This is a genomic window from Pseudarthrobacter sp. L1SW, assembly GCF_020809045.1.
GTDB lineage: Bacteria > Actinomycetota > Actinomycetes > Actinomycetales > Micrococcaceae > Arthrobacter.
Genome location: NZ_CP078079.1, coordinates 2,845,037 through 2,870,003, shown reverse-complemented (window position 1 = coordinate 2,870,003; position 24,967 = coordinate 2,845,037). Strand labels below are relative to the sequence as shown.

At 61.8% G+C, this 24,967-nt stretch carries 23 protein-coding genes and 1 pseudogene; 8 read left to right on the top strand and 16 right to left on the bottom strand.

Features of this window, described 5'->3' with window-relative positions; all coding sequences use genetic code 11:
• Positions 1-24: 24 nt before the first annotated feature.
• The 11 genes from KTR40_RS13170 to KTR40_RS13120 form a co-directional block, all read right to left on the bottom strand.
• The gene (locus KTR40_RS13170; RefSeq protein ID WP_228404014.1) at positions 25-216 is read right to left on the bottom strand and encodes a Flp family type IVb pilin; all 192 of its coding nucleotides are present in this window, start codon (positions 214-216) and stop codon (positions 25-27) included.
• Between the two features lie 271 nt (positions 217-487).
• Positions 488-1,366, bottom strand: a complete 879-nt coding sequence (locus KTR40_RS13165) for a type II secretion system F family protein (RefSeq protein WP_228404013.1) — start codon at positions 1,364-1,366, stop codon at positions 488-490.
• A 9-nt stretch (positions 1,367-1,375) separates the two neighbouring features.
• Entirely contained in the window at positions 1,376-2,305 is a 930-nt protein-coding gene (locus KTR40_RS13160; RefSeq protein ID WP_228404012.1) for a type II secretion system F family protein, read from the bottom strand.
• A gap of 14 nt (positions 2,306-2,319) precedes the next feature.
• Positions 2,320-3,792 carry a CpaF family protein gene (locus tag KTR40_RS13155; RefSeq protein WP_228404011.1) on the bottom strand — a complete coding sequence of 491 codons (1,473 nt, stop codon included), beginning with the start codon at positions 3,790-3,792 and terminating at the stop codon, positions 2,320-2,322.
• Entirely contained in the window at positions 3,789-4,988 is a 1,200-nt protein-coding gene (locus KTR40_RS13150) for an AAA family ATPase (protein WP_228404010.1), read from the bottom strand. The genes KTR40_RS13155 and KTR40_RS13150 overlap by 4 nt, the downstream gene beginning before the upstream one ends.
• The gene (locus tag KTR40_RS13145) at positions 4,985-5,713 is read right to left on the bottom strand and encodes a Flp pilus assembly protein CpaB (RefSeq protein ID WP_228404009.1); all 729 of its coding nucleotides are present in this window, start codon (positions 5,711-5,713) and stop codon (positions 4,985-4,987) included. The genes KTR40_RS13150 and KTR40_RS13145 overlap by 4 nt, the downstream gene beginning before the upstream one ends.
• Positions 5,714-5,762: 49 nt before the next feature.
• Positions 5,763-6,719, bottom strand: a complete 957-nt coding sequence (locus KTR40_RS13140; RefSeq protein WP_255707956.1) for a Tad domain-containing protein — start codon at positions 6,717-6,719, stop codon at positions 5,763-5,765.
• Positions 6,720-6,805: 86 nt separating this feature from the next.
• Positions 6,806-7,213: a TadE/TadG family type IV pilus assembly protein gene (locus KTR40_RS13135; RefSeq protein WP_228404007.1), complete on the bottom strand. Its 408-nt coding sequence runs from the start codon at positions 7,211-7,213 to the stop codon at positions 6,806-6,808.
• A 79-nt stretch (positions 7,214-7,292) separates the two neighbouring features.
• Positions 7,293-7,406 carry a hypothetical protein gene (locus tag KTR40_RS13130; RefSeq protein WP_255707955.1) on the bottom strand — a complete coding sequence of 38 codons (114 nt, stop codon included), beginning with the start codon at positions 7,404-7,406 and terminating at the stop codon, positions 7,293-7,295.
• Between the two features lie 169 nt (positions 7,407-7,575).
• Entirely contained in the window at positions 7,576-7,770 is a 195-nt protein-coding gene (locus KTR40_RS13125; protein WP_228404006.1) for a Flp family type IVb pilin, read from the bottom strand.
• Between the two features lie 278 nt (positions 7,771-8,048).
• On the bottom strand, positions 8,049-8,714 hold the full coding sequence (locus KTR40_RS13120; RefSeq protein WP_228404005.1) for a prepilin peptidase: 666 nt from the start codon (positions 8,712-8,714) through the stop codon (positions 8,049-8,051).
• Positions 8,715-9,009: 295 nt separating this feature from the next.
• Here KTR40_RS13120 and rplM point away from each other — a divergent pair, with 295 nt between their 5' ends.
• The 3 genes and pseudogenes from rplM to KTR40_RS13105 all read left to right on the top strand — a co-directional run bounded on the left by rplM (position 9,010) and on the right by KTR40_RS13105 (position 11,397).
• Positions 9,010-9,453 (top strand): 50S ribosomal protein L13, encoded by a 444-nt coding sequence (gene rplM / locus KTR40_RS13115; protein ID WP_015937805.1) that lies wholly within the window; start codon positions 9,010-9,012, stop codon positions 9,451-9,453.
• 38 nt (positions 9,454-9,491) lie between these two features.
• Positions 9,492-9,998: a 30S ribosomal protein S9 gene (gene rpsI / locus KTR40_RS13110; RefSeq protein ID WP_050684362.1), complete on the top strand. Its 507-nt coding sequence runs from the start codon at positions 9,492-9,494 to the stop codon at positions 9,996-9,998.
• A 146-nt stretch (positions 9,999-10,144) separates the two neighbouring features.
• Positions 10,145-11,397: pseudogene (locus tag KTR40_RS13105) on the top strand (IS256 family transposase).
• Between the two features lie 377 nt (positions 11,398-11,774).
• Here the strand turns inward: KTR40_RS13105 and KTR40_RS13100 are convergent.
• Entirely contained in the window at positions 11,775-13,487 is a 1,713-nt protein-coding gene (locus KTR40_RS13100; RefSeq protein WP_228404004.1) for a glycosyltransferase family 39 protein, read from the bottom strand.
• A gap of 209 nt (positions 13,488-13,696) precedes the next feature.
• Positions 13,697-14,935, bottom strand: coding sequence for a bifunctional glycosyltransferase family 2/GtrA family protein (locus KTR40_RS13095; RefSeq protein WP_228404003.1), 1,239 nt, complete (start codon positions 14,933-14,935; stop codon positions 13,697-13,699).
• A 134-nt stretch (positions 14,936-15,069) separates the two neighbouring features.
• On the opposite strand from KTR40_RS13095, the gene KTR40_RS13090 reads away from it, so the two are divergent.
• Entirely contained in the window at positions 15,070-16,971 is a 1,902-nt protein-coding gene (locus tag KTR40_RS13090; protein ID WP_228404002.1) for a DUF6541 family protein, read from the top strand.
• 52 nt (positions 16,972-17,023) lie between these two features.
• Entirely contained in the window at positions 17,024-18,385 is a 1,362-nt protein-coding gene (gene glmM / locus KTR40_RS13085; protein WP_228404001.1) for a phosphoglucosamine mutase, read from the top strand.
• 64 nt (positions 18,386-18,449) lie between these two features.
• Here glmM and mscL read toward each other — a convergent pair whose 3' ends face one another.
• Genes mscL through coaA form a run of 3 tightly spaced genes read right to left on the bottom strand, consistent with a single transcriptional unit; the run spans position 18,450 to position 20,752 of the window.
• Entirely contained in the window at positions 18,450-18,854 is a 405-nt protein-coding gene (gene mscL, locus KTR40_RS13080) for a large conductance mechanosensitive channel protein MscL (protein WP_228404000.1), read from the bottom strand.
• Positions 18,855-18,875: 21 nt separating this feature from the next.
• Entirely contained in the window at positions 18,876-19,751 is an 876-nt protein-coding gene (locus KTR40_RS13075; RefSeq protein WP_228403999.1) for a D-alanyl-D-alanine carboxypeptidase family protein, read from the bottom strand.
• A gap of 5 nt (positions 19,752-19,756) precedes the next feature.
• Complete coding sequence (gene coaA, locus KTR40_RS13070) at positions 19,757-20,752, bottom strand: type I pantothenate kinase (protein WP_228403998.1); 996 nt, start codon at positions 20,750-20,752, stop codon at positions 19,757-19,759.
• Positions 20,753-20,868: 116 nt separating this feature from the next.
• On the opposite strand from coaA, the gene glmS reads away from it, so the two are divergent.
• From glmS to KTR40_RS13055, 3 genes are all read left to right on the top strand, one after another.
• Positions 20,869-22,755, top strand: coding sequence for a glutamine--fructose-6-phosphate transaminase (isomerizing) (gene glmS, locus KTR40_RS13065; RefSeq protein ID WP_228403997.1), 1,887 nt, complete (start codon positions 20,869-20,871; stop codon positions 22,753-22,755).
• Between the two features lie 206 nt (positions 22,756-22,961).
• The gene (locus tag KTR40_RS13060) at positions 22,962-23,309 is read left to right on the top strand and encodes a holo-ACP synthase (RefSeq protein ID WP_013601780.1); all 348 of its coding nucleotides are present in this window, start codon (positions 22,962-22,964) and stop codon (positions 23,307-23,309) included.
• 24 nt (positions 23,310-23,333) lie between these two features.
• Complete coding sequence (locus KTR40_RS13055; protein ID WP_228403996.1) at positions 23,334-24,929, top strand: NAD(P)H-hydrate epimerase; 1,596 nt, start codon at positions 23,334-23,336, stop codon at positions 24,927-24,929.
• The last annotated feature ends 38 nt before the right edge of the window (positions 24,930-24,967 follow it).

Sequence of the window (24,967 nt, the reverse complement as noted above, 5' to 3'; positions counted from 1 at the left end):
ATCTTGCTGACTCTGAATGGCGGCTCAGAGCTTAGCGGTCACCTGCAAGAACATCGTGTTCAGTTGGCCGCCCAGAGTGGTGACCGCGATGATGATGACGACGGCGATGAGGCCAACCATGATGCCGTATTCGACGGCGGTTGCGCCCTTTTCGTTGCTGAGACGGTTCTTGAGGTTGAAGCCGAGGGTCTGAAGGGTGGCGATAAGAGAAAGCATTCTGTACTCCTGAGCGAGACGGATGGCTGGCCCTGTACCAGCGCTAATACGAAGTTAGCAACGGGTTTACGGCGTCGGGCCGCATCTTGGGACATCCTGCGCAAAGGCTTTTCGCAGTGTGCCTTTCCTGCGCTTTTCCAGCGTATGTCTTGAGGAAAAGTGAATGCGGGGCCGGGGGCGACCATCGTAGGGAACGCAAACGGACCCCCTCGGTTCTGGGTGCCGAGGGGGTCCGGTCTTTGGGGCGCCACTTGGGCGCAGTTGGGATTGCCTAGGTGAAGGCTTCGACGATCTTGATGGCCGCCGGTCCGAGGAGAACGATGAAGAGCACAGGGAAAATGCACAGCAGGAGCGGGAAGAGTACCTTCACCGGCAATTTCATCGCTTTTTCTTCAGCCCTTTGGCGACGCTTGACGCGGGCCTGTTTCGCCTGTGTCCGTAGAACCTTGGCGATGCCGATTCCGTACTTATCGGCCTGGACCACGGCGCGCACAAAGCTCCGCAGGTCTTGTACCGAGGAACGCTTGGCCAGCGCCTCGTACGCCTCCTGCCGCGGACGCCCGACTTGGATGTCCTGGAGCGTGCGCATAAGTTCCTGGGCAAGGGCCCCGCCGCCATTGCCGCCGGCTCTGGCCATTGCAGCTTCGAAGCCAAGTCCAGCCTCCACAGAGATGAGCAACTGGTCCAGGGTGTTTGGCAGTTCAAGCTCAATTTCCTGTTGGCGTTTGATGCCCTTGTTGTAGATCAGCAGGTCAGGGAGGAAATAAAGGAAAGCCGACAAAAATAATCCCAGTGCGATGATCTGCGCTGATGGGGAGCTGGCAAACATCAGCAGTCCCAGCGTTGCACCCGCGAGGGCTAGCAGCGGTTTTGCAATGATCAACCGGTCCAAAGGCAGAGAGGCTGGTCGCCCTGCGAGTGACAACCAACGGTCCAGCTTTGCCTCATAGCCTTTTGGAGTCAGTCGCTTTGACACGTCCAGGAGCGCAGGCGGACGTTGGATTGCCACTCCGCCGTCCTGTGTAAAGCCTTGAGCGAGATTGGCTTGTACGGCCATTGCGGCTTTGCGGTCAGTAGTGGCCAGTGCCCAGACCAGGTACGCCACTGGTAGTACCACCAGTGAGATGTAGAGCCACGCTATCGGTGTCATAGTGTCCCCCTAGAACTTGATCTTCACGACGCGGCTCATCCAGAAGCCGCCTACTGTGAACATGACTATGGCGCCGGCGAGCATCAGAAGGCCGAGTGGCTTCTCTACGAACACGTTGAGATACCCGGGATTGATGAAGGCCAGGATGAAAGCAACGCCCACTGGCATTGCCATCAAGACGTAAGCGGACATCTTTCCTTCAGCGCTCAGGGACCTGATCTGGCCCTTGATCTCACTGCGTTCACGTATGGTCCCGGCAACCTGTTCGAGTACTTCCGCCAGATCCCCGCCGACTTCGCGGTTGATCTGGATCGCCTGGGAGATCCAGCGAAAGTCCTCGCTGTCCATACGATTGGCAACATCATCAAAGGCCAACCGGGCATCCTTGCCGATCCGGGTCTCGTTAACAATGCGAAGGAGTTCTTCTGAGGTCGGCGCGTCTGCCTCTTGAGCCGCAGCTTCAACCGATCGAAGAACACTATGACCAACCCTAAGCCCGCCAATGAGCATCTGAATGGTGTCTGTCAACTGTTCCTCAAACTTGGCCCGGCGCCTGTCCCTGAGAATGATGAGGACAACCTTGGCAAGAAAGGGTGTTGCTGCTCCGGCCACGAGCCCCAAAAGGGGGTGTGTCAGCAGCGCCGCAAATGCCGCTACCGCAAACGAGGCAAGTGCAACACCTACCGTAAAGTCCGCGGGTGCCATCTTGACGCCCGCGTTGTAAAGCACTTCGCGGTTATAGGGCCCGCCTGATTCACCAATGACATTCTCAACAGCGTTGACCGCCGTTTGCGAAACCCGGGCAACTGCTGACTTGTCTTGCTGGAGGCCGAGCCGCCTTCGTTCCAATGGAACAGACCCGAACCGTGGTTTTAAGACGACGAAAACCACTAGCACTATGGCGGACAGGCAGAGCGTCACGGCAAGGACGAAAATCATTGGGGAGTCCATGGCTACCGCCTTCCTGCTGGTGCCACTCCCGCACCGAAGACGGCTGGTGATACGGAAATGCCAAGTTCGGAGAAGCGGTCCAGAAAGCGGGGGCGTATGCCGGTGGCTACTGGCCTGCCTAGGAAGCGTCCCTGGGCATCCATGCCTGCCGAGTAGTCGAAGAGGAACGCATCCTGCAAGGTGACAATGTCGCCTTCCATTCCTTGGACCTCTGTCACATGGGTTACGCGGCGGCTACCGTCCCGGAGGCGGGTCACCTGGATGATGAGGTCGACGGCGGATGAGACCTGTTCGCGGATCGCCCTCAGTGGAAGGTCCATGCCGGCCATGAGTACCAAGGTCTCCAAGCGTGCGACGGCATCCCGGGGTGAGTTGGCGTGGACCGTGGACAATGAGCCGTCGTGGCCGGTGTTCATGGCCTGCAGCATGTCGAGGGACTCGCCGCTCCGAACTTCGCCCACAATAATGCGGTCCGGCCGCATGCGAAGGGAGTTGCGGACCAGTTCGCGGATGTTCACTGCACCCTTGCCTTCAATGTTAGGAGGGCGGCTCTCCAAGCGGACGACATGCTCCTGTTGGAGCTGCAACTCCACTGCATCTTCGATCGTGACGATGCGGTCGTCCGGAGGAATGAAGGAGGACAGGACATTGAGCAGGGTTGTCTTGCCGGTGCCTGTGCCTCCCGAAACGATGATGTTCAACCGCGCCCGCACACAGGCGCTCAACAGTTCTGCCATCTCCGGGGTCAGCGAACCCCAGTCGATCAGGTTCTGCACGGTCAACGGCACGTGGCTGAATTTCCGGATCGTCAGTGATGGCCCATTGACTGCAAGCGGCGGGATAATCGCGTTGACCCTGGAACCGTCCTCCAGCCGAGCATCCACCAAGGGTGACGACTCATCTATCCTGCGGCCCACCTTGGACACGATCCGTTCGATAACAGTCCGAAGGTGGTCATCGGAGCTGAACCGTGCACCCGTGAGAGTCAGCCGACCGTGCCGCTCAATGTAGATCTGGTCAAATCGGTTGACCATGATTTCCGTGACTGAAGGATCCTCCAAGAGGCGCTGTAGCGGACCGTAGCCCATCACCTCATCTGCAATTTCGCGGATCAGCCTGCGGCGTTCCTCAGGCGACAGGGGAACCTGTTCCTGGTCAATGACCGCGGACAACTCTTCGACAGCCGAAGCGCGGAGGGCTTCTTCAGTAGAAGCCGAGTCGCTGAACCGGGTTCCCATGCGTTCGAAGAGCGCTTGGGCGGCCCTCTGCTTGAGGCCGGCCAAAGCATCCACAGCGGGTGATGCTCCAGCGGCCACTGAAGCTGCTGCCGGAACTGACAGGAGCGCCGGGGGCGCGGATGGTGATGAGGCCAGAGCAGAGGCCTGCGGCTCGGCTGGGACTTCCGGGATGGCCGGATTTAGCCCTGGCCCAGCCGGAGTGCCACTGGACCGTGAAAGCCGATCTGAGAGTTTCATGAGACAACCACCCGTCTGTGTTGCTTGGTCTGTGCGGAGGCTAACCATTGGGGATCAAAGCGGTCCACGAGCTTTTTTAGCCCCTTGGACGCGGAGTCCCTGGCGTTGCTTTGCAGGATAGGTATGCCGCGATTAGTGGAATAGGGAAGGGTCCTCGAGCGCGGAATGACCGTATCCACGGGCACTCCAATGGTCGCTTCAACATCCTGAACTGAGATCCCGCTCTTACGGTCGGCGAAGTTCAGGACTGTGTGGCGCCCCTGGGGAAGCAGTTGGAGCTCCCGAAGCACCGCGAAGCATTTATGCAGTCCACGAATACTGGGCACGTCCATCCCGCAAACCCAGACCCCGTCCGTAGCCTGTTCCAGGGTTGCCAGGACATGTTCACCCAACCCAGGTGCGGTGTCCACAACCACATATTTGAATTCGCTCGCCAGCTGATTGATGAGCCGGCTGACGTGTTCGGCAGTAATGAAGTCAGATTCAGCAGGAGTCCTAGGTCCACAAAGTGCGTAAATGCCAGCTGGGTGGACGGTAAGAAAGGCCTTTAGGACCATGGAATCCTGGGAAGCTGCTCCATTGACTGCCTCGGTGATGGAGTGCTCCGGATCAAGCAGAAGGCCGGAAGCAACATCTCCGAATTGCAGGTCAAGGTCCACGAGCACCACGCTCATCGGCGCGACTTTACCCAGTCCGATGGCCAGGTTCGTGGCTACCGTTGTCTTACCCACGCCTCCCTTCGGCGACATGACCGCAATGACCCTGCCTCGGTCCTGGTTTCCCTCGGCCGCGGGAGCCATACCGCGGCGGCGGCTTGCCGATGCAAGGCAGGCTCGTTCAAGAAGAACGCGTAGTTCACTGACGCCTATCTCTGAAGTCACTACGTCGCGGATTCCCGAGTGCATGGCGCGCATCACCAGTTCAGGACTGGGCTCGGCAATAAGAAGAAGGCTGACCTCTGGATATTGGAGATCAAAGACCGTTGCCAGTTTGAGGGCTTCATCCGGTGCGACGCCAGGGCCCAGGATGAGCACTTCCGGCGGTGCGCCGTTGAGCAGTTTGAATACGTCGTCCGGCCCGCCTGCCAGCACTGTCGGGGATAAGGTCTGCAGCTCACCGTGGAGCGCGCCCGTGATGGCCTGCCGGATGCGGCCTTCGAAGTCGCGGACCGCGGTAATGGCTACGAAGCGACTCATTGGTACAGCCCTCCAAAGGTGGTCACAGGAGGATTAGTCTTTGTTGTTGTGTCGGTCTGCTTGGCAAGCCAAAGCTTGCCGAATTCCGCGCTGTATATCAGCTTTGAGGCATCGGCGTCGCTTCTGGCAAAAGTGATGAAGGCGGATCCCGTCGGCATTTCTACTGCGGCGTCGGACGAACCGGCGCCCGACGCGTTTTTCGCTTCGGACGGGGCCTTCTGCACTGCAGTCACCAGGACGTCGTAGAAGAGCAGGCCCGTTTGCTGGTCCGTTTTTTCGAAGGAGGTGTAGATGGTCACCTTGTCTCCCGCTTCAAGCCGGCCACCGAGGATGCGTTCAGGCGACAGCAGGAGCGTCACCTCTTCCAAACCGTCTGGCACAGGCACGGTGCCTGGCACCAATTCGCGGGGGTCGACCAGCCGGGCGGAGAGCAGCTGCTCGCCCGGCTCCAGGCTAACCGCCGTGACTTTACCCTCCTGCTGGTCGAGGGTGGCCAAGGCGCCCTCAGGCACCGCGGACTTTGGCACGGCCTCGGAACGAACCTTGCCGGCAAGATCTGATGAGGGAGTTCCGGCGGGAACTCGTTCAGCGACGACAAGGACGTTCACAGGTTCAAGACCTGCCTGTGCCCTGGCCGATGCGCCTTGTACATAAACAAAGAGGAGAACCGCTCCGATTACTGCCAGTAATAGCGCAGCCAAGCCTCCCAGTAGGCGTGATTTCACTTCGTTTGCTCCTTTGTGGACGTGGAATGCGGGATGCGTGGTATTCCGTTCATTGGGTCAGGTGAACCCTTATGGCGCCGAAATTGGTGCCGCCCCCTGTGGTTAGGGCGCCCTCTTCCAAAGTCACGAAGCGGACGAAGTAGCCCTGGAGTCCACGGCAATTTCCGCTGCAGTCGGGAGCGAGGTCGTCATCGATTTCAAGTGAGCCGCCGAACTTATAGCCAGTCACCTGGAAGGCGGCGAAGCCCACCAACGTGTAGACGGTGTTCGAACCTCCATCCGTGGCAGAGTCGAAGAGCGGCACCAAGGCTGGTTGGTCCATGATGGTGGCCAGGATGGCGTCGCACTCTGCCGCGGTGGGGAAGTGATTTCCCGGTTGGCCCTCGACTGCGGAGTCGACGTCGATATCTGCTGTACAGCCGTCTGTAGTTTCTAGCCACCCGAAACCGCCCGGCTGGTAGCCGTTTTGAGTTGCGCACCCCGGGTAGTCGGGAGTGTTCTCGTCGTATCGCAGGAGAATGTGGGTAGGTGTCGGGTCCCCGGTGAAGCTTCCTGTCGTGTCGAGCTCATGCAGCTGGCTCGGGGTCAGGTATCTGCGGAAAACACACTCACTGACTGTCCACGGCAGGGTTGATCCGGAATTCGGGGGTCCCCAGGAAGCCTCCGCAACTGCTGTTATTCCGGTTGATTCGATGCCCAGGGCCCTGGCGAAAAAGAGGGAAAAGCTATCACTCCCGGAGCCGGCCTCGCGGGCATTCGTTTCAACACGGATGGTGTTGGGATTGGGGCGCGTAACGGAGAATACCCCCGTGGAGCGGTCGTTGGCATTGGCATCAGCCAAGCGGTTGACAGGGGCGCTCATGGCGGTGGCGCAGTTCAGTCCTTTGGCGCAGTCCCCAGCGATGGCGAGGGCTGTAGCGTCGGCCCCGTTTTGAATCTGCGCCTTCTCCGCATACATCGCTCCTACGTCGACGGCCAGGGCAGCGAAGCCGAGCAGTGCCACCATGAGGACTGCCACCAGTATGGTGGCCGCTCCCCGCTGGGGCTCCTCTGCCGTAACGCAACGATCCTCTGCTTGAGTTGCCCGCCGTGTCATCCGCCGCATCTCATTACCCCCACTCCTGTCATGGACAGCGGAAAGATGCCGGGCGCTCCAAAGAAGCCGGCATCCAGAAAGCCTGTCAGTGAAGGCAACGCCACCTTTGTCTGGACCTGGACGTTGGAACCAGATGCGCAACTGCTGGCATTATCAGTTACGGATACAGGGAGCCCCGAAAGTGTGGGTGCCGCGGCAAGAGTGGCTCCCCGGACATCAAAACCAGGGTCGCCATGATGAATAGCCGCGTAACGTGCACCTTCTCGTGCTGCTTGAGTCAGGGACACCTGGATGTTTAAGACCCTGCCGAATTCGATAATCCCCAGAAGTATCAGCAGCAGTAGCGGGAGGACGATTGCCATCTCGACCGCTACGGCGCCTCTTTCCTTCCCTTTTATCTTCATGACTTCTCCCAGAGTGTCCCGCGAAGTTGGTGAGGTTCACTGTGGCAGCGACCGCCTGGCCACTGCCACAGCTGCTGCTCTAGAGAGCGGCTGAAACCGAGGTGAAGAGACCCGCGATCTGCGGGCCCAAGATAACGACGACCGCCAAAACCAGTACTGCGATAAAGGCGACCATGATGCCGTACTCAACCATGGTTGCGCCTTTTTTATTTGAGTTAAGACGCGATTGGACGATATGAAAATCTGAGTAAGCGTTGCAGTGAGTGCCTTCATTCTTTCGTTCCTGACGGAAACTGCAGCCGCACTTGCATTAGTCGGTGGGCGGGACCGAATTGGTCGGTCCCACCCACTGAGGTCAGGGATTACAGCGCTGTGACAACCTTCCCGAACAGTGCAGCGATCTGAGGTCCGAGGATGATGACAACTGCCATCACGAGAACGGCGATGAACGCGACCATGATGCCGTATTCAACCATCGTGGCGCCCTTTTCTTCGCGGCTGAAACGATCCTTGACGCCGGCGACAAAAGCCATCATCGAGACCATAAGTGAAGTCATTGTAATTTCCTTTAATTCGGTGAAATGGAGTTGATTTGATTTCAACGAATTTCCAGCTGCCCCCATAATTCTTTAGCGGCTGGACTTCGCTAAGAAAAGATTGTCAGCAGGAGGGAAGGGCAACAATGCGTAGTTGTACTCGAATTTTCTGGCAGGGCGGATATGGCCGTACTCAGAGGGAGGTTGCTGTACTCAGGTATCGGCCATTTGGCGCGTTCGACTACTTGGGCGACCCCACGCCAGGGGAAGGCTGGCCGGGCAATGTAACTCGATCAGGACTAGACAACGACAAGGGCAGCGACTGCAGCGGCAAGAAGCATAGATGGCCCATGGGCTACTTCTGCCCCGCTGATTCGGCGGTTTCTACTTGCGGCCAGCGCCGAGACCAGCCCGTTGATAATGAAGCCGAGGAGGCCCCCGTAGAGAAGCTGCGGCCAGCCTAAGTACCCAAGGTAAAGGCCGATGGGCGCAGCAAGCTTAACGTCGCCCATCCCGATGCCCCCCGGGGAGATGAGGGCCAAAAGTAAGTACGCGGAGAACAAAATCATGCCGCCGGCAAGTGCGCGCGCGAGGTCGCCAACCCGATCATCGACGAGTGCCGGCAACAAAAGCAGCACGAAGCCGCCCACAAGAAGAGTAAGGACAAGTGGGTTGGGCAGAAGGTGCCGGGCGATATCAATTCGCCCCAGCTGCGTACCCACCACCGCCAATAATAGAAAAGCGGGCAAGCTAAAGCTCATTCCGAAACGGATGGAAAAGGCTGCGCACGCTGCGAAGGTAATTGCCGCCGTCGTTATTTGGACGGGGATGCTGGGGCGGACACCAACCCTGGGGAGGAAGCGGGTGATGGCAACTTCCGTGACGGGGGAGAGGATGCCGCCAAGGACGCCGGCTCCGACGACGAAAAGCCACACAGCAGACCCATCGTTGACCCAAGAATTCACTGTGTCCCCCTGCGAACATCGATCCGGCTCGGCGCGCACCAGCGTCCGGCTACCCCATTTTGACCCTGAACCCCTTAACGCGCTAATCTTGGTAGTCGTTGTGCGTGTCCTATTCCGATGGTGCGTGCCCGCTTGAGAATCCGGTTGCAGGATGACTACTCAACGTGCACATTCGGAAGCAAAGGATGACTGGTTACATAGAGCCCTCACCTCTGTTCCGGTAGCGCGCAGATAGTAGGTGCACGAGCTAGTGACACCTTAACAAGAACGCCAGAACAAGAACGAGGCAAACACCGTGCGTACGTACACCCCGAAGCCCGGCGATATCAACCGCCAGTGGCACGTCATTGACGCCACAGACGTTGTCCTTGGTCGTCTCGCGAGCCAGACCGCAATCCTGCTGCGCGGCAAGCACAAGGCCACCTTTGCGTCCCACATGGACATGGGCGACTTCGTCATCATCATCAACGCTGAAAAGGTTGCCCTGACCGGCGCCAAGCTGGAGCAGAAGCGCGCATACCGCCACTCCGGCTACCCTGGCGGCCTGACCTCCGTCAACTACGCGGAGCTCCTGGAGTCCAACCCGGTCCGCGCCGTGGAGAAGGCCATCAAGGGCATGCTCCCCAAGAACTCCCTCGCTGCCCAGCAGCTCGGCAAGCTGAAGGTGTACCGCGGTGCTGAGCACCCGCACGCCGCCCAGCAGCCCAAGACTTTCGAAATCACCCAGGTCGCCCAGTAGTCCTGGCCACCAAACAACTTATCTATACAAGGAGAATCGTGGCTCAGAACGAAGAGACCACCGAAGCCGTTGAGGCTGAGGAAACCCTGACCAGCTACACCTCTGAAAGCTCAGCAGCTGACGCTGCTGCGCCGAAGAAGGAGCGCCCGGCCCTGACCGTTGCCGGCGCAGCTGTTGGCCGCCGCAAGGAAGCTGTTGCACGCGTCCGCGTTGTCCCCGGCTCCGGCAAGTGGACCATCAACGGCCGTGCGCTGGACAACTACTTCCCGAACAAGCTGCACCAGCAGGACGTCAACGAGCCCTTCAAGATCCTTGATCTCGAAGGCGCCTACGACGTCATCGCCCGCATCCACGGCGGCGGCATCTCAGGCCAGGCCGGCGCCCTGCGCCTCGGCATCGCCCGGTCCCTGAACGAGATCGACGTCGAGAACAACCGCGCCACCCTGAAGAAGGCCGGTTACCTCTCCCGTGATGCCCGCGTCATCGAGCGTAAGAAGGCCGGTCTCAAGAAGGCCCGTAAGGCCCAGCAGTACTCCAAGCGCTAATTCTGCTTGCACAGAAGCCCGTCCCGCCGTTCGGCGGGGCGGGCTTCTGTTGTTGCACCGGGACTGTCGGAATAACGGTGTGTGGGTCCGGCCTGATCCGAAAGGAGACGGCCGTGTCAGAGTCCACGACCGAGATGACAGAGGTGATGATCGATCCTGTGACGGGAGAGATCATCGACCAGAAGGAACTTGCGGAGCGGTTGCTCGCGCAGGCCAAGGAACAGGGCGTGAGCTTGGTCGGCCCGGGCGGGCTGCTGAACCAGCTCACCAGGAACGTGCTTGAGACGGCCTTGGAAGCCGAGCTGACTGAGCACCTCGGGCACGAGCATGGCCAGACACCGGTCGCAGCCAATATGCGCAACGGTACCAGGTCAAAGACCGTGCTGACCGAGATCGGCCCGGTCGAGATTGAGGTGCCCCGGGATCGGGACGGGTCGTTTGAACCGGTGATCGTGCCCAAGCGGAAACGGCGTCTGGACGGGATCGATCAGATCGTGCTCTCCCTCTCTGCCCGAGGGCTGACCACGGGGGAAATCGCCGCCCACTTCGAGGAGGTCTACGGGGCCAGAGTCTCTAAAGACACCATCAGCCGCATCACGGAGAAAGTCGCCGGGGAACTGGCCGAATGGTCGGCCCGGCCTTTGGATCCGGTCTACCCGGTGCTGTTCGTTTGACGCGGTCGTGGTCAAGGTCCGTGACGGGCAGGTGCGCAACACCCCGTTCTACGTCGGCATGGGCGTCACCACCAGCGGGGAGCGGGAGATCCTGGGCATCTGGGCCGGCGACGGTGGCGAAGGTGCACGGTTCTGGCTGCAGGTTTTCTCCGAGCTGAAGAACCGGTGCGTGGAGGATGTGCAGATCGCCGTCTGCGATGGGCTCAAAGGCCTGCCGGAGGCTATCACCACCACGAGGGAGCGAGCGGTGGTGCAGCAGTGCATCGTGCACCTGATCCCCAACAGCTTCCGCTACGCCGGACGCCAGCACCGCGACGGCATCGTCAAGGCGCTCAAGCCCGCCTATACGGCCCCGTCCGAACAGGCCGCTAAGGACCGGTTCGCCGAGTTCACGGCCGAGTGGGGCCAGCGGTATCCGGCGATCGTTCGGCTCTGGGAATCCTCCTGGACCGAGTTCGTGCCGTTCCTTTAGTATGACGTGGAGATTCGACGGGTGATCTGCACGACGAATACGATCGAGTCGATCAACGCGCGCTACCGAAGGGCGGTCAGGGCCCGCGGGCACTTTCCGAACGAGACCGCGGCCCTGAAAATGCCTGTACCTGGTCACCAGATCTCTTGATCCCACCGGCGGTGGCCGGGCACGCTGGGCGATGAGGTGGAAGCCTGCACTAAACGCGTTCGCGATTACCTTCACGGGCCGGTTCGACAGAACCGCTCAATAATGAAAACCGGCCGGCCTCCACACACCGTTTATCGGACAGTCCCGTTGCCCCATTCGGTAGGAAAGCCGCGGCGAAGGTGGAAGCCAGGCAGTCTTTTCAGTGGTGCAGAGTTGGGCGTGTGTGGCGCCCTTTTTACGGCTCCGCGTCGCTAGTTCCGGATGACAAAATTTGCCTGAGGCGCCTCAAGGTCGTCGGTGATGTTGGCCCAGCGCCAAAGAATCCTGATGTAGATACAGGGGGCGGAATCGGTGAGGTTGGCTATTCATCCGGCGGGGGCGGGGGACGGTTTTGTGTTCCCGTTCAGACGGCGGGAGCTCACGATGATTAGCTTGAATCGGAAGAGCTACCCGCCAAAGTGCGTGGCAATGTGGTAATTCCTATTGAAGCAAGTCGTAATACTCCGCGTTGACAATCTGCTCGACAGCAAAACTTTGCCGTACCCAAGCGACAATCCTCGCCGACTCGCCGCGTCCTTCAAGAGTGAGAGGAGGCAACTCCTGGATGACAAATGAAGCTACCTTGCCCTCTCTGACTAGTGTCTGAAACTGCTCCAGTGTTGGATAGGGATCCGTCCCATCAAAACCGCCAATCGGCAGCACAGATCGTCCACTCTCCAGTTGATAGTTGGCCGCCGTCTCGGACCCCACCATGGCAGCTGTCCATCGTGTGCTTTCAGGGCTGGCGCGAAGCCTGGAGACTACCGCTTGTTCCGGAACGTCGCCGAACATCACCGCGATGAAGCTGGCCGGTACGTCTGATCCGAGCTGTTTCCGATCAGGGTGGTCTGTCCTGATGCCCAGGATACTGGGTCCAGCTACAACGCCAGCGCCGATGTGAGGGCTAAACACCGTGTTGACGGACCACACGACAGGGCCGACGACGAGCGCCACCGCGAGTATCCCTACGGAGACAGTTCTAAGAATTTGCGAAGGCGGAGGAAGAACCGTCAGTGCGACTGCAGCCGACCCTAAGGCCAGCGCAACCTGTGGCCCCAAGGGAAAATCAGCAGTTGAGCGGCTCGCGGAGAGGAATCCAATGATCATTGTTGCGAGGAGGGTGCATGCTAGCGCGATGCGCATGCCTCGGCGGTGTCGGAGACGATGCATGTGAACCAGGCCGATGGCCGCCAAACAACTCAATGGAGGGACGAGGGTCAACGAATAGTAGGGGTGGACGATCCCGGACATGAACGCCAAGACAGTGGCCGAACAAAGAAACCAGACGCCGCAAAGAACCAGGAGCGCCCGGTATAGCGTGCTGCCGCTGCGCCGCTTGATGTGCCAGATTGCCAGGCAAAGGCCGGCGATCGCTAGGGGCACGAACCACCCGAATTGCCCGGTAAATTGGGGCTGAAGGAAACGTTGAAACCCCGGATCGAGTTTTTCCGCGAGGTTGACTGCAGCCGGGGACATGGTGCGGCTGGCGTCTTCACCGGTCAGCCGATCCAGGCCGTTGTACCCCAACGTGAGCTCAACGGCGCTATTGAAACGGGATCCTCCTACAAAGGGCCGGCTGGAAGCGGGGGTCATCTGTACCAGCACGAACCACCAGCCGCCCGTGACGCCAGCCGCCAAGAGGGCGGCCACGAGGTGAAGCAAACGCTTCAGGATCGGGGCATTGGCAAACATAAGGTAGGTGATAGCAACAGCAGGCAGAATGAGTGCAATCTGAAGTTGCTTGGTTAGCAGAGCTGCTCCTGTGAGGGCCCCGGCCAAAATAAGCCACCGCACACTGTTGCACCGGATTGACTCTAGGGTGGCGCATGCAACTCCGATCATCAGCAAAGTGAGCAGCGCATCGGGATTGTTGTAGCGAAACATAACGGTCGCCACGGGCGTTACAGCCAGGGCGGTGGCAGCAAGGAGGCCAGCAGTTGCGCTGACATGTGTATGAAGCATGCGGTAAAGCAGATAAACGCTTGCGACTCCCATCAGCGCCTGTGGCACCAGAATGCTCCAGGGATTCAAGCCGAACGCCCATACGGACGCCGACATCACCCAAAGACTAAGCGGAGGCTTGTCGACGCTAATGGCGTTGCCCGGGTCAGAAGACGAAAAGAAGAAGGCGGTCCAGTCCTGGGAACCGGCCATGGCAGCTGCGGAATAGTAGGAATTTGCCCAGCCATTGCGGTCTAGGCCCCATAGATACAGGAGGCCTGTCAGAGCCAATAGCGCCCACAGGGCTCCACGCTGTGTTCCCACTTTCTGGAACAGCTGACGCCAGTCACTGAGGGTCTTCGGCTTGGTCCGTATCTTTACTGAAGGTACGGTTGATCCTGCCGCGTTCCCGCCCACAGCCCTCAAGCGACCCGTGCCACTTTGACTGTCGAAGGGTTCGCCTGCGGAATGTTTTCCGGATTACGCAGCCGGAAAACCCAGATGCGCAACAGAACAAACCGCATCAGAGTTGCAAGAATGTTGGCGCCTGTTAGTGTCACGAGCTCCATCGTAGACGACGAGTCCGGCGCAACTGTATGCAATACCAAAAGCGACGACGACGTAATCGACCATGCCAAAGCGAACACAACTAGTCCCTGGAACTGCTGCGTGAAGAGCTTTTCGGGTCCGCTGATACCGAAGGTGAAACGTCGGTTGGCGGCTGTATTGCCGAGCGCTGTCAGGAGGAGGGCAAAGAAATTGGCCTGCTGGGCCCCCAAGGGTCCTTGAAACAGCAGGAACAGCAAAGCGAAGGCCATTGTGGATATGCCTCCGACCACGCCGAATCGGATGACCTGGCCGAAGAAACTCGGCCGGGACTGCGGAACGATCGGGCGTCGCCCGAGCTCAGCGTAGATGGCCTGAACCGGAATCGACCCCCTCAACAAGGATCCTGCAACACGCACAAGTCCCCGAATGTCGTCGATCGCCGTCTGTTTGATATCCACCCTGCTGTCCGGGTCGTCAACCCAATCAACTGGGATTTCGTGGATCCGAAGTCCTGACCGCTCCGCGATAATCAGGAGCTCTGTGTCAAAGAACCATCCGTTGTCCTCGATGTGAGGAAGCAGCGTCCTGGCAACGTCGGCGCGGATAGCCTTGAAACCGCATTGCGCATCGGAGAAGCGGACCTGCATCGTGCGCTTCAGGAGAAAGTTGTACGAGCGCGAAATGAATTCCCGTTTAGGACCACGGCTGACACGGGAACTTTGACCGAGTCTTGTGCCAATGGAGATATCTGAGTGACCCGACAATAGGGGTGCAACCAGAGGTGGCAGGGCCGCCAGGTCGGTTGAGAGGTCTACGTCCACATATGCCAAGACTTCGGCTGTGGACGCGCTCCATGCATCCCGAAGGGCACGCCCGCGGCCCTTTACGTCTAGACGCCTATAGGCAACGTTGGGCATAATCTCTGCCAGCCGAGTGGCAATAATGGGTGTGTTGTCAGTGCTGGCGTTATCAGCAATGGTAATCTGCCACGACGCCGGCATTTCCAGTTTCAGATAATTGGCAAGCTCGATGATGCTCTTTTCGAGTACTGATTCCTCATTAAAAACCGGTACAACAATTTCAAGCGCCAGGCCCCCGTGGCTAAGTTTCATGCTGTGTATGCTATAGACGCGCGGGGGGGACCCGCTAGCGCAGAGTGGGATCTTGGGTATTAACTGATGGAAAACTTGGGGAATCCTTGATGGAGTGGGTTTTAGCTTTGCCAGGCCTTGCAGGAGCGGTCGCCGTGCTTTTATTTCCAGGCCTGCTCCTGGGGTGGGCGCTGGGACTCCGGCACGTATGGATGATTTCACTTGCACCCGTCCTGACGGCATCACTTGTTGCGGTGTCCACGCTCGCCAGTTGGTGGCTGCATATTGGATGGAATGCCGGCATCTTCGCCGTCACAGCTGTATTGCTCGCAGGATTGGTCCTAGCCGTGGTTCGTTTGATAAGCCAACGTTGGCCGGACAGCTTTGCTTGGCGGCCAGCCGGCGACGCCGCGGGGGCTGCATACTGGATTGCCCTGTTGACGAGCGGCTTCTTCCTGACAGTCCGTTATGTCCAGATTGTTGAGCGGCCTGGCAACATCAATCAGGGCATCGATACGCCGTTTCACGTGAATTTCGTACAGCAAATCCTCAATTCCGGGGATGGCTCGCCATTTTCCGTACGGGCATTGATGGGTGAGTCGTCCGGTTTTTATCCTCAAATCTGGCATGCTCTGGCGGCGTTGACGGCGCAGGTGACTCGGCTGCCAGTGGTTGAAGCCGCCAACGCCCTCAACTTCGCGATAGTCGCTGTCTCCTGGCCGCTTGGCGTGCTTCTTTTTGTTTACTTGGTTGTCGGGCCTCAAGCTGTTGCCCTGCTATGCGCTGGAGTTGCCAGTGCGGGTTTCTTTGCCTTCCCGTTCACAGTGATGCAGAGCCAGCAGAGTGATTTCGGGCCGCTGTTTCCCTACATGCTGGCTGTGACTTTCCTGCCGCCGCTCCTTGCGGTTCTGGCGACGGCATTGAAGTTTGGAGACAGGACGCCGATGCCATGGCCATTGGCCGCAGGAACCCTCGTGCTAGGGCTACCGGGACTAGTCAACACGCACATGTCAGGCCTCGTAGCTCTCGTTGGGCTTTCTTCACTCTTCGCGGTGATGGCAGCTTGGAGGTCATTCCGCGAGCTCAAGCAACGGCGGTCGGATCTCTTTGGATATCTGAAGTGGACGGCTATATGGATTACCGCATTGTCCTCGGGCCTCATAGTGTGGGTGGTCGTACGGCCTTGGACCACTACTTGGGATCCAATTGATTCCTTCCCGGCCGCAGCCGCGAGTGTACTTCTCACCGCACCTACCCATGGCGATGTGGCTTGGGCCCTCGCCGCACTGACTTTGATTGGCACCGCAAAGCTAGTTCGGCAGCCAACTGCACGATGGTTCCTGGCGTCCTATGGGGGCGCGGTGGCACTGTACTTGGTCGCAGCCGCTGTTCCGGCCTCGGCGCCCCTGGTCAGGGAGATTATCATCGGCGCGTGGTTCGGCGACCCTCCTCGCCTTGCAGCACTCCTTCCGATGTTCTGGGCGGTACTTGCCGGCGCAGCCAGTGCTTGGATCTTCGAAAGCTTGAAGCGATACAGGGTCCGCTGGGTCGTTCCAGTGGGCCTCGCAGCATTGGCCCTGTCCATCGTCATTTGGCCAACGAACTCCGAAACAGCGCCCGGCCGGGAGCGAACCTACGCTTTAGCTGACGTGTCGCCTCTGCTCAGTCCCAACGAACTTGAGTTGCTCAACCGGTTAGGTGCTCATGTACCAAAAGGTGCCGTTATTGCCAATAATCCGTGGGACGGCAGCTCTACGGCATACGCCATTGCAGACCGCCGAGTTCTCTTCGCGCACGCGTATACAGGGTCCAATCCGGACCGCCTGCTAGCGGCGGAAAAGCTTAACCAGGCAAACCCTGAATCTGACGTATGCAAGGCCGTGAAAAGGGAGAACATTCAGTTCGTCTTGGACTTTGGCAGGCAATACATTGATCCAAAACGCAAGGAAGTCAACGACTTCCCGGGCATAGAGGTCCCGAATAACTCTTCAGCCTTCGTCAAGGTAGACCAGGAAGGGGACGCGGTCCTGTACAGGTTTGTCGGCTGCGACTCCTAGCTACCGACTCGTAGATACAAGGTGCTGAACCCCCATCCACTAGACTTGACCGGTGCCTAGATTATTTGGAACTGATGGTGTCCGGGGGCTGGCCAACGGCCTGCTGACAGCAGAGCTGGCTATGCAGCTGGCCCAGGCGGCCGCCGTCGTACTCGGCCACGACCGCAACTCGAACGGCTCCCGGCCCCGTGCCGTGGTGGCCCGTGACCCGCGCGCCAGTGGTGAGTTCATCGCCGCGGCGGTGGAGGCCGGGCTCTCCAGCTCGGGCATTGACGTCTACGATGCTGGCGTCCTTCCCACGCCCGCGGCGGCCTACCTGGTAGCTGACCTGGACGCTGACTTCGGTGTAATGATCTCGGCGTCCCACAACCCGGCGCCGGACAACGGCATCAAGTTCTTCGCCCGCGGCGGCCAGAAACTCCCGGACGACGTTGAGGACGCCATCGAGGCGCAGATGTCCAAGGAAGCGGTGCGCCCGGTCGGTGCCGACGTGGGCCGCATCCAGCGCTTCTCCGACGCCGAGGACCGCTACATCGTCCACCTCCTGCGCACGCTGCCGCACAACCTCGAAGGCCTCAAAGTGGTCCTCGACTGCGCGCACGGCGCCGCCAGCGGCTGCTCACCCCAGGTGTTCAAGGACGCCGGCGCGGACGTCGTCGTCATCGGCGCCGAGCCTGACGGCCACAACATCAACGACGGCGTCGGCTCCACCCACCTCGGCCCCCTCAAGGAGGCGGTGCTGAAGTACAGTGCCGACCTCGGCATTGCCCACGACGGCGACGCCGACCGCTGCCTCGCTGTGGACCACGAAGGCAACGAGGTGGACGGCGACCAGATCATGGCCATCCTCGCTGTGGCCCTGAAAAAGTCCGGCAAACTCAAGGACGACGTCCTGGTGGCCACGGTCATGAGCAACCTCGGCCTCAAGATCGCGCTCCGCAACGCGGGCATCACCATCCGCGAAACAGCCGTGGGGGACCGCTACGTCCTTGAGGAGATGCGCGACGGCGGGTTCAACCTGGGCGGCGAACAGTCCGGCCATGTGATCTTCGCCGACCACGCCACAACGGGCGACGGCGTCCTCACCGGCCTGCAGCTGGCGGCCCAGATTGCCCTGACCGGAAAGCCGCTCAAGGAACTGGCCACCGTGATGACCAAGCTTCCGCAGGTGCTCATCAACGTCAAGGGCGTGGACCGCACCCGGGTGGGCAACAACGACGTCCTGGCCCAGGCCGTGGCGGCGGCGGAGGCCGCGCTTGGCGATACTGGCCGTGTGCTGCTCCGACCCTCCGGCACGGAGCCGGTGGTGCGCGTGATGGTGGAAGCCGCTGACGAAAACACAGCGCAGTCCATCGCCGAACACCTGGCTCAGGTGGTGCGCACCGAGTTGGCACTCGAACTGGTCAGCGAGTAACACGCCGGCAAACAAGAAGTGGCCCGTTCCCAAGGGGAACGGGCCACTGTCGTCTGGAAAGACGCTAGGACGCCCGGCTCTTCAAAGCGTCCCGAATTTCCGTAAGCAGGGCTATCTGCGGGTCCTCCGCCGACTCCTTCTTGACGTCCTGGCCAATCCCGAGCCTGCGGTTACGGCGCTCGATCATGAGGTTCATGGGCATCACCACAACGAAGTAGATGGCTGCCGAGACCAACAGGAAATTGACGATTGCCGTCAGCAGGACGCCGAACTCGATGAAGTTCCCGTTGAAATCGATACGGGCAAAACTGTCGAAGTTGGGTGAACCGGTCAGCCCGGCGATGAACGGCATGAGCACCTTGTTCACCATCGCCGTCACCACTGCGCCGAAGGCAGTGCCAATAACCACGGCGACGGCAAGGTCAACAACGTTGCCCTTCATAATGAAGTTCTTGAATCCAGTCAGCATAGGAACCAAACTAGCGCACGCCTACGGATATCCCGGCGCAGCCTCCACGCCGAAGTACTCCTCGAGTGTGAAAATCCCGCGCGCGACCATGTCCGTGGCCGCCTCGACCCCGATGTACCGCAGGTGCCACGGCTCGTAGTAGTACCCCGTGATCGGATGGAACATCCACGGGTACCGCACCACGAACCCGAACCTGTGCCCGTTCGCCTTAGCCCACACTGCCGCGGGCTGGTCCGCAAAGCAGGGCTGGAAACTGCACGCCCCCGCGCCGTCGGCGATGTCGAACGCCCACCCCGTCTGGTGTTCCGAGTAGCCGGGCCGGGCACTTGCAGTGTCCGCATCCGCCTGGCCCCGCGCAGCAACATAATTGTTGTACGTTGCCACCTGCGTGGCGTAGGAGCGGTACCCGCTGGCCAGGACCATGGCAACGCCATCCCGCGCGGCAGCCGCAAACATCGCCTCCGCAGCGGCCGCCGTCGTGCTGTTCAGCAGCGTAGCCTCACCGGAAGCGGTCATCGCGACGGCGGGCGCCACCAGGTCAGCCGGCACATAGGTAGCCGGGACCAGGGGGCGGTGCTTGTTGACCACCAGCCAAGGGCTTGCAGGGTCCGTGACGGAGAACTGCCGCGGCAGCGCTGCGGAGGGCGACGGCGCGGGGGACGGCGCAACAGGCGCGGCAACCTCGGTGGCGGGCGCCGCCGTCGTGCTTTCCGGAGCGGGCGTAGAGGTAATGGGTGAAGAGGCGAAAGCGGACGACGGCGCCACTGCCGCGGGTGCCTCCGGCGTGCACGCTGCCAAAACGGTCAGTCCGGCACCGGCCGCGAGGAAGCGGGTGAAGCTGCGCCGGCTGGTCGCGGCTGCCGCAAGGGAGGGGCCAGCGGAGCAGTCGTGGCACACCTGGGTTAAACCTTCCGGAGCAACATCCGGCGGATCGAGTGGTCCGCCTCCTTCGTCAGCACCAGCTGCGCCCGTCCCCGGGTCGGCAGGACGTTTTCCTCCAGGTTGGGCTCGTTGATCCGCTTCCAGATGTCCCGCGCGGTGACCTCGGCTTCCTCGTCGGACAGAGTGGCGTAGCGGTGGAAGTACGATTCCGGCTGGGCAAACGCGGTGCTCCGCAGCTTGCGGAACCGGTCCACGTACCATTCCTCGATGTAGGAGGTCTTGGCATCGACGTAAATGGAGAAGTCAAAGAAGTCGCTCAACGCCAGGCCCTGCCGGCCGTCGTGCCGCGGCCGCGCCGGTGCCAGGACGTTCAGCCCCTCGACAATCAGGACATCCGGCCGGCGGACCACCACTTCCTTTTCCGGGACGATGTCATACGTCACGTGCGAATACCACGGGGCGCGTACTTCCTCCGCGCCGCTCTTGATTTCACTCACAAAACGCAGCAGGGCACGCCGGTCGTACGACTCCGGGAAGCCCTTGCGCTCCAGCAGCTGCCGCCGCTTAAGTTCGGCGAGCGGGTACAGGAAGCCGTCCGTGGTGATCAGTTCCACATTGGGGGTGCCGGGCCAGCGCCGCAGCATCTCACGGAGCACGCGCGCAATGGTCGACTTCCCCACCGCCACGGACCCCGCCACGCCGATCACAAACGGGGTGCGCTGGGTGTGCTCACCCAGGAACGTGGTGGTGGCGGCGTGCAGCTGCCCGGCAGCCTCGACATACAGGTGGAGGAGCCGAGACAGGGGAAGGTAGACCTCTCGGATTTCTTTCATGTCCAAGGGATCCCCGAGGCCGCGGAGACGGATGATGTCCTCTTGGTTGAGAGGCTGTTCCATCTCGTCTGCGAGCCGGGACCAGGTCTGCCGGTCCAGCTCGACGAACGGGGAGACACCCTCCCCGTTCGCCTCGTTGCGTTGCAAAGTCACGTTAGAGATTCTGCCCCTCGCCCGGCGCATAGCGAAATGGAAGCTGATTTGAGCGCGGCGGCTGCGCCAAAGCTCACTGCGTATAACGGCCCGCGCAGAGTGTCCCGGTTTAGATGTAGGGCACCCCTGCCGATAGTCTTGAGCCTATGTGTGGAATCGTGGGATATGTAGGCCGTTCTGATAACGGCGGAAGTCACAGTGCGCTGGATGTTGTCCTTGAGGGGCTGCGCCGCCTGGAATACCGGGGCTACGACTCCGCCGGGGTGGCTGTGGTGTCCCAGGGCGTGATCGAGTCCCGGAAGAAGTCCGGGAAGCTGAGCAACCTGATCACCGAACTCGAGGCGCGTCCGCTGCCGGAGACGGTCACCGGGATCGGCCACACCCGCTGGGCCACGCACGGCGGCCCGACGGACCGGAACGCGCACCCGCACCTGGCCGACGGCGGCAAGCTCGCCGTGATCCACAACGGCATCATCGAAAACTTCGCCGAGCTCAAGCAGGAGCTGCTGGACAAGGGCGTGACGTTCCTGTCCGAGACGGACACCGAGGTGGCCGCGGCGCTGCTGGGTGACATTTTCCGGAACAAGCTTGGCGGGGACGCGTCCGACGGCGGCCTGACCCGGGCCATGGAGCTCGCCTGCCAGCGCCTTGAGGGTGCGTTCACGCTCCTTGCGGTCCACGCTGACCAGCCCGACGTTGTGGTGGCAGCCCGCCGCAACTCGCCCTTGGTGGTGGGCCTGGGCGAGGGGGAGAACTTCCTCGGCTCGGACGTGTCCGGGTTCATCGACTACACCCGCCGTGCGGTGGAGCTGGGCCAGGACCAGATTGTCACGATCACCGCGGACACGGTGGAGATCACCGACTTTTACGGCAACCCGGCCGCGGGCAAGGAATACCACGTGGACTGGGATCCTGCCTCCGCCGAAAAGGGCGGGTTCAGCTCGTTCATGGAGAAGGAAATCCATGACCAGCCCGACGCCGTCGCGCAGACCCTGCTGGGCCGCTCCGACATCAACCACAAGCTGACCCTGGATGAGCTGCGGATCGATCCGGAGCAGCTGAAGCAGGTCAACAAGATCATCGTCCTGGCCTGCGGCACCGCCGCGTATGCGGGCATGGTGGCCAAGTACGCGATCGAGAACTGGTGCCGGATCCCCACCGAGGTGGAGCTCGCGCACGAGTTCCGCTACCGGGACCCGATCCTGGACGCGAACACCCTGGTGGTGTCCATCAGCCAGTCCGGGGAAACCATGGACACCCTGATGGCCGTCCGGTACGCCCGGGAGCAGGGCGCCAAGACCATCTCGATCTGCAACACCAACGGCTCCACCATCCCGCGCGAGTCCGACGCCGTGCTCTACACGCACGCCGGCCCGGAAATCGCGGTGGCCTCCACCAAGGCGTTCCTGGCCCAGATCACCGCCGCGTACCTCCTGGGCCTGTACCTGGCCCAGCTGCGCGGGAACATCTTCTCCGGCCAGATCAAGGACGTCCTCGCGGACCTGAACAAGATCCCCGCGAAGATCCAGACCATCCTGGACAACGCCGGCCCGCTCCGCGAACTGGCCCGCAGCATGGCCAACGAGAAGTCGGTGCTGTTCCTGGGCCGCCACGTGGGCTACCCCGTGGCCCTCGAAGGCGCTTTGAAGCTGAAGGAAATCGCGTACATCCACGCCGAGGGCTTCGCCGCCGGCGAGCTCAAGCACGGCCCCATCGCCCTGATCGATGAAGGCCAGCCGGTGTTCGTGGTGGTCCCGTCCCCGCGCGGCCGCGACTCCCTGCACGCCAAGGTGGTCTCCAACATCCAGGAAGTCCGCGCCCGCGGTGCCCGCACCCTGGTCATCGCCGAGGAAGGCGACACCGCCGTCCGCGACTACGCCGAGCACGTCTTCTACGTCCCGGAGACGCCCACGCTGCTGATGCCGCTGCTGACCACCGTCCCGCTGCAGATCTTCGCCGCGGAACTCGCCCAGGCCAAGGGCTACGACGTGGACCAGCCACGCAACCTCGCCAAGAGCGTCACGGTCGAGTAACCAGTCGTGATCGAAAAGCTGAAGCCCCGGGCACGCCGCCCGGGGCTTCAGCGTTTTTGGAACCTGTTCGCGTGACTTTTGCCGGTCCCGGCAGCAGGGGGCCCGGCAGCACAGGGCAGCCATTAAGCTGTGGGCCCAAAAACCACGCATTCCTGCCGGGCCCGGCAGGGGCGGGAGTCATCGGGCGCCACCGTAGAATAAGCCGCATGATTGTTGGCATTGGCGTTGACGTTGTAGACATCGAGCGGTTCGGCCGCCAGCTTGAGCGCACCCCCGGCCTCCGGGACCGGCTGTTCGTTCCTGCCGAGCGGGAGTTGAACACCCGGTCCCTCGCCGCGCGGTTTGCCGCGAAGGAAGCTGTGGCCAAGGTCCTGGGAGCGCCCGCCGGCATGAACTGGCAGGACTGCTGGATCGGCCTGGACCACAACGGGCCCACCGTCCAGGTGAAGGGCACCGTGCTGGCCGTGGCAGAGGCCAAGGGCGTCAAGCGCTGGCACCTCTCCATCAGCCACGACGGCGGCATCGCCACGGCCACGGTCCTGGCCGAAGGCTGAGCCGGCGCCCGCTCCAGGACCGACGTGATCAGCGCCTACACCGGCACCCAGGTCCGGCAAGCCGAGGAACCGCTCCTCGCCTCCGGACTGGCCGACGTCCTCATGCAGCGCGCGGCGCACGGCCTTGCCAATGCGGTCATCGCGGAGCTGAAGGCCCGCGGCCGCCGAATCTACGGCGCCAGCGTCGTGGTGCTGGCCGGCAAGGGCAACAACGGCGGGGACGGCCTGTACGCGGCCGCTTTCCTAGCGGCCCGGGGTATGCGTACGACGGCGGTGCTCACCGGGGACTCCGCCCACGCCCTGGCGTTGGCTGCCTTTGAGCGCGCCGGCGGCCGGCTGCGGCACGTTACGGAAGCGGCACCCGGGGAACTGGCGGCAGAGGCGGCGCCTGCCGACGTCGTCATCGATGCCGTGCTGGGCACAGGTGCGAAAGGCGGGCTGCGGGGGAGCGCTGCCGACCTTGTGTCCGCCCTCGCCGGGCTTGTGGCCGGCCGCGGCGGACACAGCTTTGTTGTGGCCTGCGACCTTCCCAGCGGGGTGGACGCCGATAGCGGCGAGGCCTTCCTGCCGGTGCTGCCGGCGGACCTGACCGTCACGTTCGGCGGCGCCAAGGCGGGCCTGCTGGCCGACCCCGGTGCCGACTACGCCGGCAGGGTGGACGTGGTGCCGATCGGCATCGAGGAACACCTTCCCGAACCTTCGCTGCACCGGCTCGACGGCCTGGACCTGGCCCGGCTGCTGCCACGCCCGGCCCGCCGCGCCCACAAGTACTCGCGCGGGGTGCTGGGGGTGGTGGCAGGCTCCGCCGACTATCCAGGGGCGGCCGTGCTGGCCTGCCGGGGCGCGCTGGCAGCCGGGGTGGGGATGGTCCGCTACCTCGGTCCGCCCGAAGTGGCGGACCTGGTGCGGCAATCCTGCCCCGAGGTGGTCTGCAGCACCGGCACCGTTGCCGAGAACCGTGTCCAAGCGTGGCTGGTGGGCTCGGGGATGGGGCCGGGGGACCACGACCAGCTCCAGCGCGCCCGCGACGCCGTGGACTCCGACCTCCCGGTTGTGGCGGATGCCGGGGCCCTGCCCGCGCTGCCCGATGTCCTGCCGCCGCACGTTGTGCTCACCCCGCATGCCGGCGAGCTGGCCGCACTCCTGCAGCGCCTCGGCGGGACCGAGGACAGGGATGCCGTCGAGGCCGGCACCCTGGCCGCCGTCCGCCGGGCTTCGGAACTGACCGGTGCCACAGTGCTGCTCAAGGGCGCCACCACCCTGGTGGCCGCCCCCTCCGGCGGCGTGTACAGCCAGGCCGACGGCACACCCTGGCTCGCCACCGCCGGCAGCGGGGACGTCCTGGCCGGCGTCATTGGTGCGCTGCTCGCCCAGGGAGGTTCCGACGTCGGACGCTTCCGGAAGGCAGGCATCGACGCGGAGGCGCGGTGGGCGGCCATTGCCGCGCTGGGAGCCGCGCTGCACGGCAGGGCCGGCACCTCGGCGTCGGACGCTTGCTCCGGCGGTCCGATCGCTGCTGGCGGAATTGCCGACGCCTTACCCGAAGTGTGGGGTAAAGTCAGCATGCTTAGTAACGCTGGGGCCGGGAAATGTAATAGTCACAGCCAGCCGCTACGGTAGGCATTAGTTCGCACCGGCAGTAGGGGCGCTCCTGCTCC